The organism is Pseudomonas sp. HD6515 (assembly GCF_024971855.1).
In the GTDB taxonomy this organism is placed as follows: domain Bacteria; phylum Pseudomonadota; class Gammaproteobacteria; order Pseudomonadales; family Pseudomonadaceae; genus Aquipseudomonas; species Aquipseudomonas alloputida.
On the sequence record NZ_CP079827.1, the window covers coordinates 5,508,778 to 5,524,622 of the forward strand.

Genomic DNA, 15,845 nt, shown 5'->3' on the forward strand with positions numbered 1-15,845 from the left:
GCAGTCATCAGTGGGTCTGGCCCAGGGCCGAAGGGGCCTTGAGGTCATCGGAAGGGACGCCCTTGGGGCGAATGCGTACGAAGAAGATGGCAATCGCCGCCAGCACCGAGGTCACCGCCAGGCCGTACAGGCCGCCCTGGATCGAGCCAGTCTGCTGCTCCAGCAAGCCGAAGGTGGTGGGGGCAACGAAGCCGCCGAGGTTGCCGACCGAGTTGATCAGGGCAATCACCGCCGCAGCGATGCGGGCGTCCAGATAGCCCTGGGGGATTGGCCAGAACAGTGACGACGCTGACTTGAAGCCGATCGCGGCGAAGCACACGGCGACGAAGGCAAACACCGGCCCACCCGTGGTGGACATGAACATGCCCGTGGCAGCGACCAGCAGGGCGCCGGCCACCCAGGCCTGCTGGAACTTCCAGCGAGCGGAACCGGCGGCGAAGGCGTACATGGCCAGGATCGAGATCAGCCAAGGGATCGAGTTGAAGAAACCGACCTGCATGTCACTGAGGTCGCCCATGCGCTTGATGATGCTGGGCAGCCAGAAGGTGGCGGCATAGATGGTCAGCTGGATGCAGAAGTAGATCAGGCAGAACAGCACGATCTGGCGGTCCTTGAGCAGGCTCCAGGCCGACGGCCTGACCGCGCCGATGGCCTCACGCGCTTGCTGCTCGCGGTCGATGGTGGCGACCAGCGCGTCCTGCTCGGCCTTGCTCAGCCACTTGGCGTCCTGCGGCTTGGAGTCGAGCCAGAAGAACACAAAGAAGCACAGCACCACCGAGGCCATGCCTTCAATGAACAGCATCCACTGCCAACCATGCAGGCCCAGGCCCTGGATCTGCATCAACGCCCCGGCCAGCGGCCCGGAAATCAACGAAGCCAGCGCCGAGCCACTGAGGAAGATGGCAATGGCCTTGCCGCGCTCTGCCGCCGGTAGCCAACGGGTGAAGTAGTAGATCACGCCAGGAAAGAAGCCTGCTTCGGCCACCCCGAGCAGAAAACGCAACACGTAGAACTGGGTTTCGTTCTGCACGAAGGCCATGGCCGTGGCCACCAGCCCCCAGGTGAACATGATACGGGTCAGCCACAGCCGGGCACCGACCTTTTGCAGCAGCATGTTCGAAGGGACTTCGAACAGCGCGTAACCGATGAAGAACAGCCCGGCACCAAAGCCAAAGGCCGCAGCGCTGATGCCCAGGTCGCTTTCCAGGTGCGGGCGGACGAAGCCAATGTTGACGCGGTCGAGGTAGTTGACGATGAACATGATGACGAACAGCGGCAGGACGTGGCGCTTGACCTTGGCCACGGCACTGGCCAACGCGTCGCCTTCATGCCGGGCAGACGGAGCGAGGGTGTCGTTCACTTGCGGATCTCCCACTAATTGTTTTTGTGCGGGTCGGGTTGTCTGACATGGCAGTGGGGAGGAGCTTATTCGCAGCGAGGTTGTACGACAAGATCATTAACGTCGGCAAAATAGCAAAATACAAGCTGTCATAATGCCAATTTGATCCTAACGTGCAAAAACAGCTCAACTACATGCTGAATTGGATGCGCGAAAAATCGGCAAAAAATATTTCTATCGATTAACTTGTCGTACAAGCCAATCAAGAACCGGATCACACATGGAACCCGAACACGCGCGCAAACGCGGCCACAGCCGTGCCCACGACCTGGTTTCCAGCCTGACCCAGCAGATTCTGCTGGGCACCTTCAAACCAGGCGACAAACTGCCTTCGGAAAACACCTTGGTGCGCGAGCACGGGGTCAGCCGCACGGTGGTTCGCGAAGCCTTGTCGAAGCTGCAGGCCTCTGGGCTGGTGGAGCCGCGCCACGGGATCGGTACGTTCGTAATGGAGCGCCAGGCCCAGGCCGGGCTGCGCGTTGCGGCGGAGAGCGCGGCGAATGTGCGCAACCTGCTGGAGCTACGTATTGGCCTTGAGGGCCAGGCTGCCGCGCTGGCCGCACTGCGTCGTGATGAGGGGCAACTGGCGCGCATGCGCCAAGCGCTGGATGACTATCAGGACCTGGCCGCTGCCGGCGACAGCTGCATCGAAGCCGACCGGCGCTTTCACCTGCTGATTGCCGAGGCCACCGGCAATCTGTATTTCACCGAGATGCTGCTGCAACTGGGTAACGGCCTGATACCGCGCAACCGCATGGCCCTGGCCGAGCGCGCGGGGGCCAAGCTGGCGCGGCAAGCGTACCTGGCCAACCTGGAGCATGAGGCGATCCTCAATGCCATCCGCCGACAAGACCCGGATGCCGCGCGGGCGGCAGTGTGCCTGCACCTGTCCAACAGCCGCGACCGGCTACTGCCGGACTGACTGTGAGGCAGTGCATGGCCTCGGGCTTGATGCTACGAACAGAGTGACATGCAGGGTGGCCGTTACAGCCAGCTACCCTGCCCTCACTTCACCAGGTCAGGCAGATCTTGCCGAAATGCCGGTTGCTCTCCTGGTACCGGAACGCCTCGACGATCTGTTCCAGCTCGAAATGCTTGTCCACCACCGGCCGCAGGCCGTTGGCGTCGATCGCCCGCACCATCGCCTGCTGCTGCGCTCGGCTGCCAACCAGCACCCCTTGCAGCCGAATCTGCCGCACCAGCGCCTGCACCAACGGCAACTGCCCGGCCACCCCGGTAAGGATGCCGATCAGCGAAACATGCCCGCCAATGCGCGCAGCAATCATCGACTGCTCCAGCGTCGCCGGGCCGCCCACTTCAATCACATGATCGACACCGCGGTTGCCAGTCAGCTCGCGCACCTTCTCACCCCAGGCCGGGGTGCTCTTGTAGTTGATCAGGTGGTCGGCACCCAGGGCCTTCAGGCGCTCCAGCTTGGCATCGCTGGACGAGGTGGCGATCACGGTCGCGCCCGCCAGCTTGGCGAACTGCAGGGCGAAAATCGACACACCGCCGGTACCCTGCACCAGCACCGTGTCGCCGGGCTTGAGGTGATCGTCGCTCATCAGCGCGCGCCAGGCGGTAAGGCCGGCGGTGGTCAGGGTGGCAGCCTCGGCATGGCTGAAACCCTGGGGTGCCAGGGTGAAGGCGGTGGCGCGGGCAGTCACCTGTTCACGGGCGTAGCCATCGATGCCGTCGCCGGGCACCCGGGCAAAGCCCTCGACATTGGCCTGGCCATCGAGCCAGTCGGGGAAGAAGGTGCTGACCACATTGTCGCCGACCTGGAACTCAGAGACGCCAGCCCCCACCGCAACCACCTCGCCGGCGCCATCGGCCATGGGGATGCGTCGCTCGCTTGGGCCCCACATGCCGCTGACCACGGCGAAATCGTGGTAGTTGAGGGAACTGGCGTGCAGGCGCACGGTAATCTCGCCGGCCTTGGGGGCCTGGGCCTCGCAGGTGCCGACCTGGACCTTGTCGTAGCCGCCGCCGGGTTGTACGTAGATGGCCTTGCTGCTCATGGGTGGGTCTCCGTATCAGAGCAAAGAATGGGGTTCAGCATAGACAGATCCGGCCCTTTCGCGGGCACGCCCGCCCCCACAGGGGCACCAAAGGCCCCGAGACGTGCGCAATACCTGTGGGAGCGGGCATGCCCGTGAAGAGGCCCGCATGGCCAACACACGCATCAGCCCAGCATCACCTTCAGCGCCCGGCAATCCGCCGCATGCCAATCCACCAGTTCCGGCCAGGGATTGTCCGGCAGGTTCACCAGCACCGTGCGCGCCCCCGCCGCCCGCCCACAGTCCAGGTCAAAGCGGTAATCCCCCACCATCACCAGTTCGCTCGGCGTCACGCCCCAGGCGCTGGCAATCTTCAGCAGCCCATCCGGGCTCGGCTTGGGCGCAGCCTCGTCACGCCCGAGAATGTGTTCCACCGGGAAGCAGTCCGCCAGGCCGATGGCCTCCAGCGTTACATGCGCCAGCTCACGCGCATTGCGGGTCAGAATACCCAGCCGGCACCCGCGCCCGGCCAACTCGCGCACCAGCTCCACCGCCCCGGTGGCCGCCGTGGAGGCCGTTGCCAGGTCCCTTTCGTGCTCCAGCAACCAGGCATGCTTGGCCGCCGCTTCCTCTGCCGGCAAGGCCGCCAGGTGGGTGAGGATGTCGTGTTCGGCCGGGATGTCCAGCGCCACCCGAATGGCGGCGAAGTCGTGCACGGCCACGGTCAGGGTGCCGTCCATGTCGAACACCCAGTTGCGCACCTCGCCCAGGCTCATGCCCAGTCCTTGCGATGGCGAATCAGGCCTTCCTGGCTCGACGATGCCACCAGTTGCCCGGCCTGGTTGAAAATGCTGCCGCGGCAGAAGCCACGGGAATTGCCGGCCCAGGGGCTATCGGTGGCGTACAGGAGCCACTCGTCGGCGCGCAGGTTGCCGTGAAACCACAGCGAATGGTCGAGGCTGGCGATCTGCATGTCGCGCTGCCACACCGATTTGCCATGGGGCAGCAACGCCGTGGTCAGCAGGCCGAAGTCCGAGGCGTACGCCAGCATGTACTTGTGCAAGGCAGGCACGTCCGGCAGGTTGCCGTCGGCGCGGAACCAGGCGTATTTCACCGGGTCGCCCGGCTTGGGGTTGAACGGGTCGCGCTCGGTGACCGGGCGGATCTCGATCGGCTTGGCACACAGCACCTTGTCGCGAATGCGCTCGGGCAACTGGTCGGCCATGGCACGGGCCAGTTCGACTTCGGTAGGCAGGTTTTCCGGGCCGACCACGTCAGGCATCTGCGCCTGGTGCTCGAAGCCTTCCTCGTCGTACTGGAACGACGCGCTGCAGGTGAAGATGGTCTGGCCTTTCTGGATCGCCGTCACCCGCCGTGTACTGAAGCTGCCGCCATCGCGCACGCGGTCTACCGAGTACACCACTGGAAGGCTGGCATCGCCCGGGCGCAGGAAGTAGCCGTGCAACGAATGCACATGGCGCGCGTCCTCGACTGTCTGGCTGGCAGCCGACAACGACTGGCCCAGCACTTGGCCACCGTAAAGCTGGCGGAAGCCCAGGTCCTGGCTACGTCCACGGAACAGGTTCTCCTCGATGGATTCGAGGCTCAACAGGTCGACCAGGTCGTCCAACACATGACTCATCGGCGGTTCTCCGTAGGAGCGAGCCTAGCTCGCGATGCGCCGCCCGAGCGGCGCTCGATTTCACAGGCGCTGAACGTGTTACGGGCAAGCGCCTTCCAAGTAGGCAAATGATACAGCGTTTGTCATTCGCGCCGGGCATGGCAGTGCATTCAGGCGCGCAGGGTGCGCTCCCAATGCGCGCGATCGATCCGGTACAGCACATGCGGGCGCAGCGGGTGGCCGATGGGCAGGCGGGGGTGCTCGAAGCTGCCGTGCAGGTCCTGCTGCATGCCGATGGCTTGCATCACCTTTTGCGACGGCAGGTTGCATTCGCTGGTGAACGACACGACCTCCTCCAGGCGCAACTGGGCAAAAGCACAACGTAGGCAGGTCCACGCCGCTTCGCTGGCAAAGCCCAGGCCCCAGTGGCGACGTGCCAGGCGCCAGCCGATCTCCACCGCCGGGGCAAAAGGCGCGTCGAAGTTGACATTGAGCAACCCGGTCATGCCGATGAACGCGCCACTGTCCTTGCGCTCCAGGGCCCACAAACCAAAACCGTATTCATTGAAATGCCCACGCACGCGGCCGATCAACGCAGCCGCCTCAACGCGCGTCAGCGGCGCCGGAAAGTAGCGCATCACCTGTGGGTCGGCGCACAGTGCGGCGAACTCGCGCAAGTCATCGTCATGCCATTGGCGCAGCACCAGCCGTGCGCTTTCCAGTTCGAGGATGGGGGTCATCGGGCCTGCTCCGGTTTACCGCCTTGCAGTTTACAGCGTAGGCGCGGGCGCGGGTTTCACCCAGCCGGCAGCCGCCAAATGCAATTTTCACACGCCCTTCACCGGCCCCCGACAGGCCGCTTGGCAGGATGGCGCCACCCACCACCGCGCCAGCCGCGGCACTGCCAACGGAGCAACGCATGCTATCGAGCAACACCCTGGGGCACCCCGCCATTCATGCCCGGCGCAAGCGACGCCTGACTCGCAACGCCGTCGGAGCCGCCCTGGGCCTGTGCATGGTCGTGGCGGCGTTGACCACCTGGCTGGCGACGAGGACGCATATCGTGGACCTTGGTAACGAGCAACAACTGAGTGACAGCGGCCTGCTGCAGGACTGGGCCGACGGTGCGGTGATCGTGATGATCCGCCACGCCGAACGCTGCGACAGCGCCCCCGGCCCCTGCCTGGACGACCCCACGGGGATCACCCTGAGCGGCAGCCAGGCCGCTGCCCGCGTGGGCCAAGGGCTGCACCAGCTGGGCCTGAACAAAGCCGACCTGCTCAGCAGCCCGAAACTGCGCACCCGGCAAACCGCACACTTCATACTGGGTCAGGCGGTGGCCAGCGAGGACTGGCTCGAAAGCTGCGACAGCCAGTTCGCCAACGAAGCGCTTGCACACAAACGCGCGGGCCACAACCTGGTGCTGGTGACTCACAACGGCTGCATCGACCACTTTGCCCGCCAGCAGCACGTTGCTGGCGGCGAACGTCAAAGCAACTATGCCAGCGCCCTGTTCGTATCGGTGGATGGCAATGGCAAGGCACGCATCCTGGGGCGCTTGAACGAACCGGACTGGCAACGGGTATTGGCCAGCGCCGCAAAGTAATTCAGGCCACCGCAATCCTGTGCAGGCGATTGAGCAGCAAAGCTGGCCCGGCCATGGCAAGATCAGTACCGGGCCCTGATTACGACCTCGACCATGCCGTCTGAACCGCTCCAACCGGACACCTGGACAAGACAGTAAAGTGACGTGGCGTCAGGCCCTTCTTGGGTCACACGTATCGGCAAGGCGGTCACCTTGACGTGCAGTGTTCCCGGATGGTCGACAGGCCCAGGGAAAGACACAAGGGTCGATCGAAGTGTGGGTCAGGCCACCCGGGACACTCCACGACCAGATCATCCATCATCGGTCTATCGCTGTGTGAGTCAGACCCTATGGAAACACTGGCCAGTACATTCTTACTGTCTGAATAAATCATCACTTGCTGCTGTGGCTTGCGTCGCCAAACGGCCATCAACATCGCGTCGATAGCCAAGTCGCTGCACACCCTTGGCTTCATTGACCAACCAATTACTTGGTGTGAGAACAGATCCAGCACTACCGCTAGGTAGAGCCACCCTTCATAGGTGCGGATGTAAGTGATTTCTGTCACCCAGACCGTGTTCGGCTCACTGACCTTGAACTGCCGCGCGAGGCGGTAGCCGTACACACCTCCGCTTTCCAGCCAAGCATGTTTGATCAAGCCAAGTAGACGTTGATCTTCTTTTGCTCGGGCAGATTGAGGCTCGGTCAGCCAGGCGTAGTAGCCGCTGGGGTTCACCTTGAGGGTTTGGCAAAGGCGCCGCACCGGGTAGCCATTTACGCGCCTAGCGCGGTAGATCTGCTAGCAAGAGTTTTTGGGTCGGTTGGAACACGTTCACTGGGGCCATTCAACGATTAAGAATTGTCTGATGTCCGATTGCCGGCTATCCGCACAAAGTTGGCTAATGCGATTAAAACGTTACCTTCTGCACATCAATCCCTTACTGTCCAACCCCGAAGCGGCCCGGCGGTTGCTGCGATTGTTCGCCATCGTTTTATCGATCGGTATCTTGAGTGGTGTCTACAACTTTTTGCTGTTCACCTTTAACAACGACATCTCCCAACGTCGTGGCTACATGAGCAGCGCGATTGCCGAAGCCCATGCATTCTTCACCAACCGCGAAGCCTTGCTGGAAAGCCTGAGCCTGTCGGCTGTACGCAAGGAGCAACAAGCCAAGCCATTGGTCTACCTGCCTTCGAGCGAAGAAATCCACCTGCAGCTGGGTAGCAGCCCCAACAACCTGTGGAGTATCTGGCTGACCAAACGCATGCGCAGCTATATGCAAGACAAGCAAGTCAGCCTGCTATACGTAGGCACCGGTGCACAAGCCCAGGTCAGGCGGCTCTTTAATGCAACAGCTGAGGTGCCCGAACTCTCTGCCGCCATGCTTGAACAACTGCATGTACTCAAGAATCGTGCAGCCGCGCCACTGAGCGAGTTGTGGTTGACTGACCACAATGAGCAACGCTCGCACCTGTACATCTTCATTCGCCTGGACGAACGCGCCCCCGAGTCCGGCTGGCTGGGCCTGGAAATGGATACGCGTGAGGTATCCAGAGCCTTGAGTGATCATAGCGCCGGTGCGTTCATGATGCTCAATGCCGATGGCATGCACGTGTTCAGCAACAATCCGCAGGAGAGCCTGAACCAGAGACTGCTCAGCCCCCAAGGCGAAAACTTCTTTGGCTTTATCGGCAACGGCCTGATGCCCGATCACCTGGTGATCCGCAAACACCTGAAGTCTTCGGACTGGCAACTAGTCTACTCGATCGACCTGCTGGCAGTGCTGGGGGGCTTGTGGAAACAATTGCTCGGATCACTGCTGTTCTGCCTGTTCAGCATCACCCTGATCGTGCTGTTGATGCGCCGTTTCGAACAGCGCTTGATCGCCCCGGCAGTCCATCGCATTGAAGCCTTGATAGAAAGCGAAGCGTTCAGCCGTGACGTCATCGAGACCGCCCCGGTCGCGTTGTGCGTTCTGCGTCGCAGTGACGGCAAGGTGGTGCTGGAAAATCATCTGGCCCAACAATGGTTAGGTGAAGGCCTTGAGCGTGATGTGCTGTGTGCCGGCTGGATCCGCGACGCCTTCGACTCGGTCGATGCCAACTGCAGCGATTACTTTGAAACGGCCGATGGCCGCCACTTGCACCTAAGCAGTGCGCCCACCCGCTACAAGGGCGAAGACGTGTTGTTCTGCGCCTTCAGCGACATCAGCACACGCAAGCAGGTGGAAGCTGCGCTGGAGGAAGCGCGGCAATCGGCCGACGCGGCCAACGAAGCCAAGACCCTGTTCCTGGCCACCATGAGCCACGAAATCCGCACGCCCCTGTACGGCGTCCTGGGCACCCTCGAGCTTCTGTCCCGCACCCGTCTCGACGGCCAGCAGAAAGACTACCTGCATGCCATCGAAGGCTCTTCGGCAACACTCTTGCAACTGATCTGCGACGTCCTGGACGTATCGAAGATCGAGGCTGGCCAGTTGATTCTGGAAGTGAGCGAATTTTCACCACTGGAACTGGTGCACGAAGTCGTCCAGAACTATAGCGCCGCAGCAACCAGCAAAGGCCTGCAACTTTATGCCTGTCTCGACCCACACCTGCCTGAACGACTGATTGGTGATGTCTCGCGAATCCGCCAGATCCTCAACAACCTGCTAAGCAACGCGGTGAAGTTTACCGATTGCGGGCGTGTGGTGCTCAGGGTCCGCTTGCTGAATTGCGAAGGCGAACGATCAGGCCTGTTGTGGCAAGTTTCGGATACTGGCAAAGGTATTGCCGAGAAGGATCAAGCCTACATTTTCGAGCCCTTCTACCAGATCGAAGGCAATACTCATGTAGTCGCAGGAACCGGGTTGGGACTGCCCATCTGCCAACGCCTGACGCAATTGATGAACGGTCATATGCGCATGGTCAGTGAACCCGGCCTGGGCAGCAGCTTCACCTTGACCTTACCGCTGGAAGTCGCCTTCGGCACGAGTGACACAACCGTGCCGCACAGCTTGTTGGCCGAAATCATCTACATCGTTTCACCGATTCGCGAACTGGCAGAGTCTATCGCTGGCTGGCTGCGCCGCTGGGGGGCCCGAGCGCAGATCGGCTGCCCTGCCGAGACCTGCGCAACCCGTACTCAGGTATTACTTGAGCTGCACCCAGGCCGCGTCGAGCAACACCTGCAGCCGGACTGGCCAGGTCCACGGATCCTGATCAGCAGCAATGGCTGCAGCGAACCCCGGCATGAAGACGGTATCTGGTGCGTGAATCTCAACCACCTGAATGCTATTTACCAGGCTGTCAGCCAGGCCCAGGGACTGAGGGCTACCACAGGCGATGAACACACAAAGCCGCAGGAGATGCGACAGCTTGACCTGCGCGTGCTGGTCGCCGAAGACAACATCATCAATCAGCTGATTCTCAAGGGTCAGCTCGAAGAACTCGGATGTACCGTCGTGCTGGCCAGCGATGGCGATGAAGCGCTGCAGCACTGGAGGCCTGGCCGGTTCGACGTCGTCCTGAGTGATGTGAACATGCCCCGTATGAATGGCTATGCCTTGGCCAGAGAACTGCGTCGACAAGGCTGCCTGGCGCCGATCATCGGTGCGACGGCCAATGCAATGCGCGGCGAAGAAGAATTATGTCTGGCCGCCGGCATGAACCGTTGTCTGGTCAAACCTTTTGCATTGCAAGCCCTGTTCAACTGCCTGGCGCCCTATCAAGGAATCACCCGTGAAGCCCTATAACATTCTGATTGTCGAAGATCACCCGTTTCAGCGTATGTACCTGCAGCACCTGTTAAGCGAACTGGGTGAATTCAATCTGGAGTGCGCACGGGACGGCAACGAGGCGCTGCAGCGCCTGCAACAACGTGACTTCGACTTTGTGCTGACCGACCTGTTGATGCCCGGCATGGATGGTGTGCAGTTCATCCAGCGTCTGGCCGGGCTGCGTTGTAAACCTGACCTGGCAATCATGAGCGCCGCCTCTCGACGTATGCTGATGGCGGCCAGCCTGGTCGCCAAAAATCTCGGCGTCGATGTGATCGGACTGATCTCCAAGCCCGTGTCGCCTGGCGCCCTGCGTAGCGTGACCGAGCAACTGCGGCGCAAGCATCAAGTCGCTGCGCAAGCCGCTGCTGCCCCGATCGCCGAGTTTGACCGCCAGACCCTGCTCCAGGCCCTTAACAGCCGTGCTTTTCAGGCCTGGTTCCAACCCAAGAAATCTTTGCACAGCGGTCGTATCGTCGCTGCCGAAGCCTTGGTGCGCTGGATGCATCCTGAACAGGGGGTGTTATTGCCCGGCTCGTTCCTGCCTGCACTGAAAGCGTTTGGCATGGAGGAGCGCTTGCTATGGCTGATGCTCAAACAGGCCATGGATGCCCAGGCCCGCTGGCGCGAACAGGGCTATGACATTCCGGTGTCGATCAACCTGCCCACCCACCTGCTCAATAGCCACGACCTGGCGGACCGTCTGCTGGAGTTTGTCCTCCATCATCAGGGTATACCCGGCAAGCTCTGCTTCGAACTGATGGAGAGCTCTACGCCAGAAGACCTCAGCAACTTCTACGCCGGGGCCTGTCGCTTGCGCATTAAAGGTTTCGGCCTGTCTCAGGATGATTTCGGCCAGGGTTACAGCTCCTACCTGAGCCTGGTGTCGGCGCCGTTCACCGAGCTGAAGATCGACCGCGCACTGGTCCAGGGATGTCATCAAAACGAGAACATGGCCTCAGCCCTGGCCAGCATTGTCGCCCTGGGGCGCAAGCTCGGCCTGACCGTGGTGGCCGAAGGGGTGGAAACCTCCCAGGAGCTTGCCCTGTTGCGCAAAATCGACTGCCATCAGGCCCAGGGCTTTCTGATTTCCCACGCTGTGTCACCAGATCAGTTTCAGCAACTCTTGAACCTTGATGGGGCGGCGACTCTTTATTGATCTGCCCCCAACCCTCGACCACTATTCAGAGGTAACATTCATCGGATATCGGTATTTTAAGGCCCTGCGGACACTGTTCATGAAGCAAAACAACGCCTCACTGGAAAACCTCACCCGCAGTTCATTACGCCTGAACAAAGGGGTGATGATTCTGCTGGTATTGGCGTTGCTGCTGGTCGGCACCAGCTTCTGGTCGATCCAGCGCCTGGTCGAAGAACACCATGACACGGTGCGCTTTCATTTTGCCCGCCTGCTGGAAAACATTCAGGAGCAGGAAGCCTTTTTGAAAACGCTGGCTGCGCAGGGGACACAGCTGTCTGACGAAAGCCCACAGGTGCATTTGCTTTCACCCTTGCCGAACGAGGGACCAAACATTTACCAAGGACAGGCGTTCTCGTTCTCATTACCCTTCAGCGTCAAACTCGACAAGGACAAAGTTGTTGCTCATGAACACCCCAAGATCTTTGGCCTGGGGGCAAACCTGGCAGACCTCTACAGTACGTTCTGGTCAGCTTCGCACTTCCCTTCACCGCAAGTGTTTCTGTTCGGGCCACACGACAGCTACGACATTACCGTGCCTGCGACCGGACGTTCACGCGGCAAGATGATGAACATCAACGAAAGTTTCGTCGATGTGTTCAACACCGTCCGGGCTCGCACACCGCAAGACAGCCAATACTTGATGAACAACGGGATCGATTGGCGAAGCTATGTCGAAGTGCCCGACCGCACAACACCTGCGCGCTTGTTGGCGTATGTCAATCTCCAGTCCAAATCCGAACAGGCGCAGGTCAAGGGGAGCGACGCCCGCCGTATTGTGGCCTCGCTGCTCGACCTGTCACAGATCAACGACTTTGAACGCATCATGGACTGGATGGTGTATGACCGCTTCACCCTGATTGCTCCGGCCGGTGAAGTACTGATTGGCATTCAGCGCCCGGAATCACATCTGCACGAGGGCGTGAACCTCAAGCCAGAAGGTCTGGTGTTCAAGCTGGTCAACCACGACGGTCCCGGCTGGGCGGCCATCTACACCATTAGCTTCAAAAGTTTTTTCCGCTACGCATTCTGGTCACTGACCACCTTGCTGCTCTCGCTCCTGGCCATCATCGGCCTGGGCTGGCTGGCCAGCCGCTGGTACAAGAAACAGGTTATCCTCCCAGCGCGCCAGGCCCACGCAAGCATCGCCGAGAGCGAGGCTTTCAGCCGCGTGGTGATCGACACCGCGCCGACCGGACTGTGCGTGGTGCGCTGCGCGGACCAGCAGATACTGCTGGAAAACCAGCGGGCCCGGCAATGGCAAGGCACCGCCGCACTGGTCAAAGCCCTGAATCTTCAACAGGACAACGCTAATACCGCAGAGCACGATCTGGAAATCGACGGCCGTCACCTGCAAGTCGGCTTCGTCGCTACCCGTTATCAGGGCCAGGACGTGCGGCTGTATGCCTTCAACGACGTCACACGGCATGTCGAAGATGCCCATGCCCTGGAACACGCCCGGCGCGCCGCCGATGCCGCCAACGAAGCCAAGACCCTGTTCCTGGCCACCATGAGCCATGAAATCCGCACACCGCTGTACGGCGTGTTGGGCACGTTGGAACTGCTTGGCCTGACCCCGTTGGAGCCACGCCAGCTGGCTTACCTCAATACCATCCAGCGTTCTTCGGCCACCCTGTTCCAACTCATCAGCGATGTGCTGGATGTCTCCAAGATTGAATCCGGCCAGATGGCCATCGAGCCGGTTGAATTCTGCCCGCTGGACATGCTCGAAGACACCTTGCATACCTACGCCGCCTTCGCCGAGCGCAAGGGATTGCAGCTCTACGCCTGCACCGACGCGCGGCTGCCTGGCAGGGTGCTCGGAGATCCGATGCGGATTCGCCAGATCCTCAACAATCTGCTGAGCAATGCCATCAAATTCACCGACACCGGCCGGGTGGTGTTACGTACCCGTGTGCTGGAGCTCACGGAGGGAAAGGTCAGCCTTGAATGGCAAGTCACCGATACCGGTATCGGCATCGGCGAACCACAGCAGGCGAAACTGTTCGAGCTGTTCTATCAGGTCAAGGATGCATCCAGCGAAGGCGGTGCGGGGTTGGGCCTGCCAATCTGCGGCTGGCTCAGCGAGTTAATGGGCGGGCAGATGAGAGTGGTCAGTGAGCCGGGGCTGGGCAGTAGCTTTTCCCTGAAAATGAATTTGTCGGTGTTGCCTGGCGAGCTGCCCGACTGCCCCGCCATCGAACGCGACCCGACACCTGTGTATGTGCGCGCGCCACTCCCGGAACTGGGGCAAAGTTACTGCGACTGGCTTGAGCGCCTGGGCGTGGATGCGACCCTGACAATTCCCCCACAAGCGCCAGACAACCCACAGGCGCTGCTGGTTGAAGTCCTTGCAACCACACCTGAACTGCCCTGGAACGGGCCACGGATCTGCTGTATCAGCGGTGGGCGCAACCCCGCCCAATACAGTGATGGCCACTGGGACGTCGACATGCATGATCTGCGAGCAGTAGCTCAGGCCATCGTGCTGGCCCGTCAAGGGACTTGCCGACCAGCCGGTGAAGCCCCCGAACAACGTAGCGTGAACCTGCAGTTGCATATCCTCGTAGCCGAAGACAACCCGATCAACCAGGCCATCCTCAAGGAGCAGCTCGAGGCCTTAGGGTGCAGCGCCGTTGTCGTAGCCAATGGCGAACAGGCCTTGCACCTGTGGCAACCCGAGGTCTTCGACCTGGTGCTCACCGACGTCAATATGCCGGTCATGAACGGTTATGAACTGGCCAAGGCCCTCCGCGCGCACGACAGCCGCTTGCCGATCATCGGCGTGACTGCCAACGCTATGCGCGAGGAAGGCTTACGCTGCATGGAAGTGGGGATGAACGCCTGGCTTGTCAAACCGCTGAGCCTGAAAACCTTGCGGGCACAGCTGATCAAACTGTGCAAACCCATGCTGCACAGTGCTCCTTCACGGCTCGACGCCGAAACCCTGAGCACTTCGCACACCGCAACGCCCACTGATAGCGTAAAACTGTCACCGACAATGCGGCCGCTGTTTATCAATACCATGCGACAGGACATCGAGCTCATCAGCAGCGCGCTCGCACAGCAAGATGCCAGAGCCATCGCCGAGCGCCTGCATAGCATGGCCGGCGCACTCGGTGCGGTCCAGGCCAGCCGCCTGGCCAGCCAGTGCGTCGACCTGGAGGATCAGTTGCACAACGCGAAGCTCGATGCCCCCATTACGCAGAAAGTACAGCAGGTACTGGAACGTCTTGCGACAATCCTGGACACCCTCGCGTAAACTCACCACACCACTACGTGCAACCGTATGGACCCCCTTCGCACCGGTATAACGGGCCGTATTTATGGAAAAACTCAAGGTCATCATCGCTGACGATCATCCCATCGTCCTTCTCGGTGTTCGCGAGCTGGTCGAGCGCGACCCACGCTTTTGTGTGGTTGGCGAGGCCGTGTGCTCCAGGGGCCTGATCGAACTGCTTGAACAACAAACGGTCGACATCGTTATCAGCGACTACAATATGCCCGCTGATTCACCCTATGGCGACGGGCTCAAACTGGTCGACTACCTGAAACGTCGTTACCCTCACGTCCAGGTTCTAATATTGACGATGATCTCCAACCACCTGATTCTTACCCGCCTACAGGAGCTGGGAGTCGTTGGTGTCATTCAGAAAAATCAACTCCATACGGAAATCGAACTGGCCCTCAATGCCATCGCCCGTCAAAGCACGTATCAAAGCCTGGAACCTGCGAAAACTTCAGTAATTGATTCCAATACCGCTATCGATGAGCGTGTGGCCAGCCTATCGCCGAAAGAGTTTGAAATACTGCGATTATTCGTTGCCGGGAAAAGCGTAAGCGATATAGCGCGCAGCCAGAGCAGAAGTGCAAAGACCATCAGCGCACAAAAAATATCTGCCATGCGCAAACTCGAAGTCAGCAGTGATCAGGATTTGTTGACCTATTGCCTGGCGCGTAGCATTTTCAACTAAACCCCCCATTAGAAAATTGCATTGACTGGTGCCATCGACAACGATGCCTAGTCCTATGATGTCACCATTGCCGAGCGCATGATCGTCATGGACATAGGCATCACCGAAAGCCTGCCTAAGGACGCGTTAAGGGCAAGTTCTGTAACCTCGACATCCACTGCAACCTGGCGCACCAGAAGTTGGTGGGTATCCCTTGCTCTTTGCTTAGCGTGCAATGCTTTCGGCTGACGTTCACGGTACCGCCTTATCGAAAGCATCCGAATTAAGAATCGTCTGATGTCCGCAAATAGCTATAGCCGTTATTGTTCAC

At 60.4% G+C, this 15,845-nt stretch carries 11 protein-coding genes and 1 pseudogene; 6 read left to right on the plus strand and 6 right to left on the minus strand.

Going from position 1 to position 15,845, the window contains the following annotated elements; all coding sequences use genetic code 11:
* Positions 1-7 precede the first annotated feature (7 nt).
* Entirely contained in the window at positions 8-1,360 is a 1,353-nt protein-coding gene (locus KW568_RS25395) for an MFS transporter (RefSeq protein ID WP_033726620.1), read from the minus strand.
* A gap of 259 nt (positions 1,361-1,619) precedes the next feature.
* Between KW568_RS25395 and KW568_RS25400 the strand changes: the two genes are divergently transcribed.
* Complete coding sequence (locus KW568_RS25400) at positions 1,620-2,321, plus strand: FadR/GntR family transcriptional regulator (RefSeq protein WP_004576146.1); 702 nt, start codon at positions 1,620-1,622, stop codon at positions 2,319-2,321.
* An 88-nt stretch (positions 2,322-2,409) separates the two neighbouring features.
* On the opposite strand, the gene KW568_RS25405 is transcribed toward KW568_RS25400, so the two are convergent.
* The 4 genes from KW568_RS25405 to KW568_RS25420 form a co-directional block, all read right to left on the minus strand.
* Positions 2,410-3,420, minus strand: a complete 1,011-nt coding sequence (locus tag KW568_RS25405) for an NAD(P)-dependent alcohol dehydrogenase (protein ID WP_004576145.1) — start codon at positions 3,418-3,420, stop codon at positions 2,410-2,412.
* Between the two features lie 164 nt (positions 3,421-3,584).
* On the minus strand, positions 3,585-4,175 hold the full coding sequence (locus tag KW568_RS25410) for an HAD family hydrolase (RefSeq protein WP_003249853.1): 591 nt from the start codon (positions 4,173-4,175) through the stop codon (positions 3,585-3,587).
* Entirely contained in the window at positions 4,172-5,041 is an 870-nt protein-coding gene (tesB, locus tag KW568_RS25415; RefSeq protein ID WP_003249851.1) for an acyl-CoA thioesterase II, read from the minus strand. Before tesB ends, KW568_RS25410 begins: the two co-directional genes overlap by 4 nt.
* 149 nt (positions 5,042-5,190) lie before the next feature.
* Positions 5,191-5,760 (minus strand): GNAT family N-acetyltransferase, encoded by a 570-nt coding sequence (locus KW568_RS25420; protein ID WP_003249850.1) that lies wholly within the window; start codon positions 5,758-5,760, stop codon positions 5,191-5,193.
* 179 nt (positions 5,761-5,939) lie between these two features.
* Here KW568_RS25420 and KW568_RS25425 point away from each other — a divergent pair, with 179 nt between their 5' ends.
* On the plus strand, positions 5,940-6,626 hold the full coding sequence (locus KW568_RS25425; protein WP_003249848.1) for a histidine phosphatase family protein: 687 nt from the start codon (positions 5,940-5,942) through the stop codon (positions 6,624-6,626).
* 337 nt (positions 6,627-6,963) lie between these two features.
* On the opposite strand, the pseudogene KW568_RS25430 reads toward KW568_RS25425, so the two are convergent.
* A pseudogene (locus KW568_RS25430) lies at positions 6,964-7,374 on the minus strand (DDE-type integrase/transposase/recombinase); the annotation flags it as partial.
* A gap of 133 nt (positions 7,375-7,507) precedes the next feature.
* On the opposite strand from KW568_RS25430, the gene KW568_RS25435 reads away from it, so the two are divergent.
* From KW568_RS25435 to KW568_RS25450, 4 genes are all read left to right on the plus strand, one after another.
* Positions 7,508-10,339 (plus strand): ATP-binding protein, encoded by a 2,832-nt coding sequence (locus KW568_RS25435; protein ID WP_033725392.1) that lies wholly within the window; start codon positions 7,508-7,510, stop codon positions 10,337-10,339.
* On the plus strand, positions 10,326-11,522 hold the full coding sequence (locus KW568_RS25440) for an EAL domain-containing protein (RefSeq protein ID WP_003249842.1): 1,197 nt from the start codon (positions 10,326-10,328) through the stop codon (positions 11,520-11,522). The genes KW568_RS25435 and KW568_RS25440 overlap by 14 nt, the downstream gene beginning before the upstream one ends.
* A 79-nt stretch (positions 11,523-11,601) precedes the next feature.
* The gene (locus tag KW568_RS25445) at positions 11,602-14,823 is read left to right on the plus strand and encodes a hybrid sensor histidine kinase/response regulator (protein ID WP_004576143.1); all 3,222 of its coding nucleotides are present in this window, start codon (positions 11,602-11,604) and stop codon (positions 14,821-14,823) included.
* Between the two features lie 64 nt (positions 14,824-14,887).
* A complete protein-coding gene (locus KW568_RS25450; RefSeq protein ID WP_003249839.1) occupies positions 14,888-15,535 on the plus strand; it encodes a response regulator in 648 nt (215 codons plus the stop codon).
* The last annotated feature ends 310 nt before the right edge of the window (positions 15,536-15,845 follow it).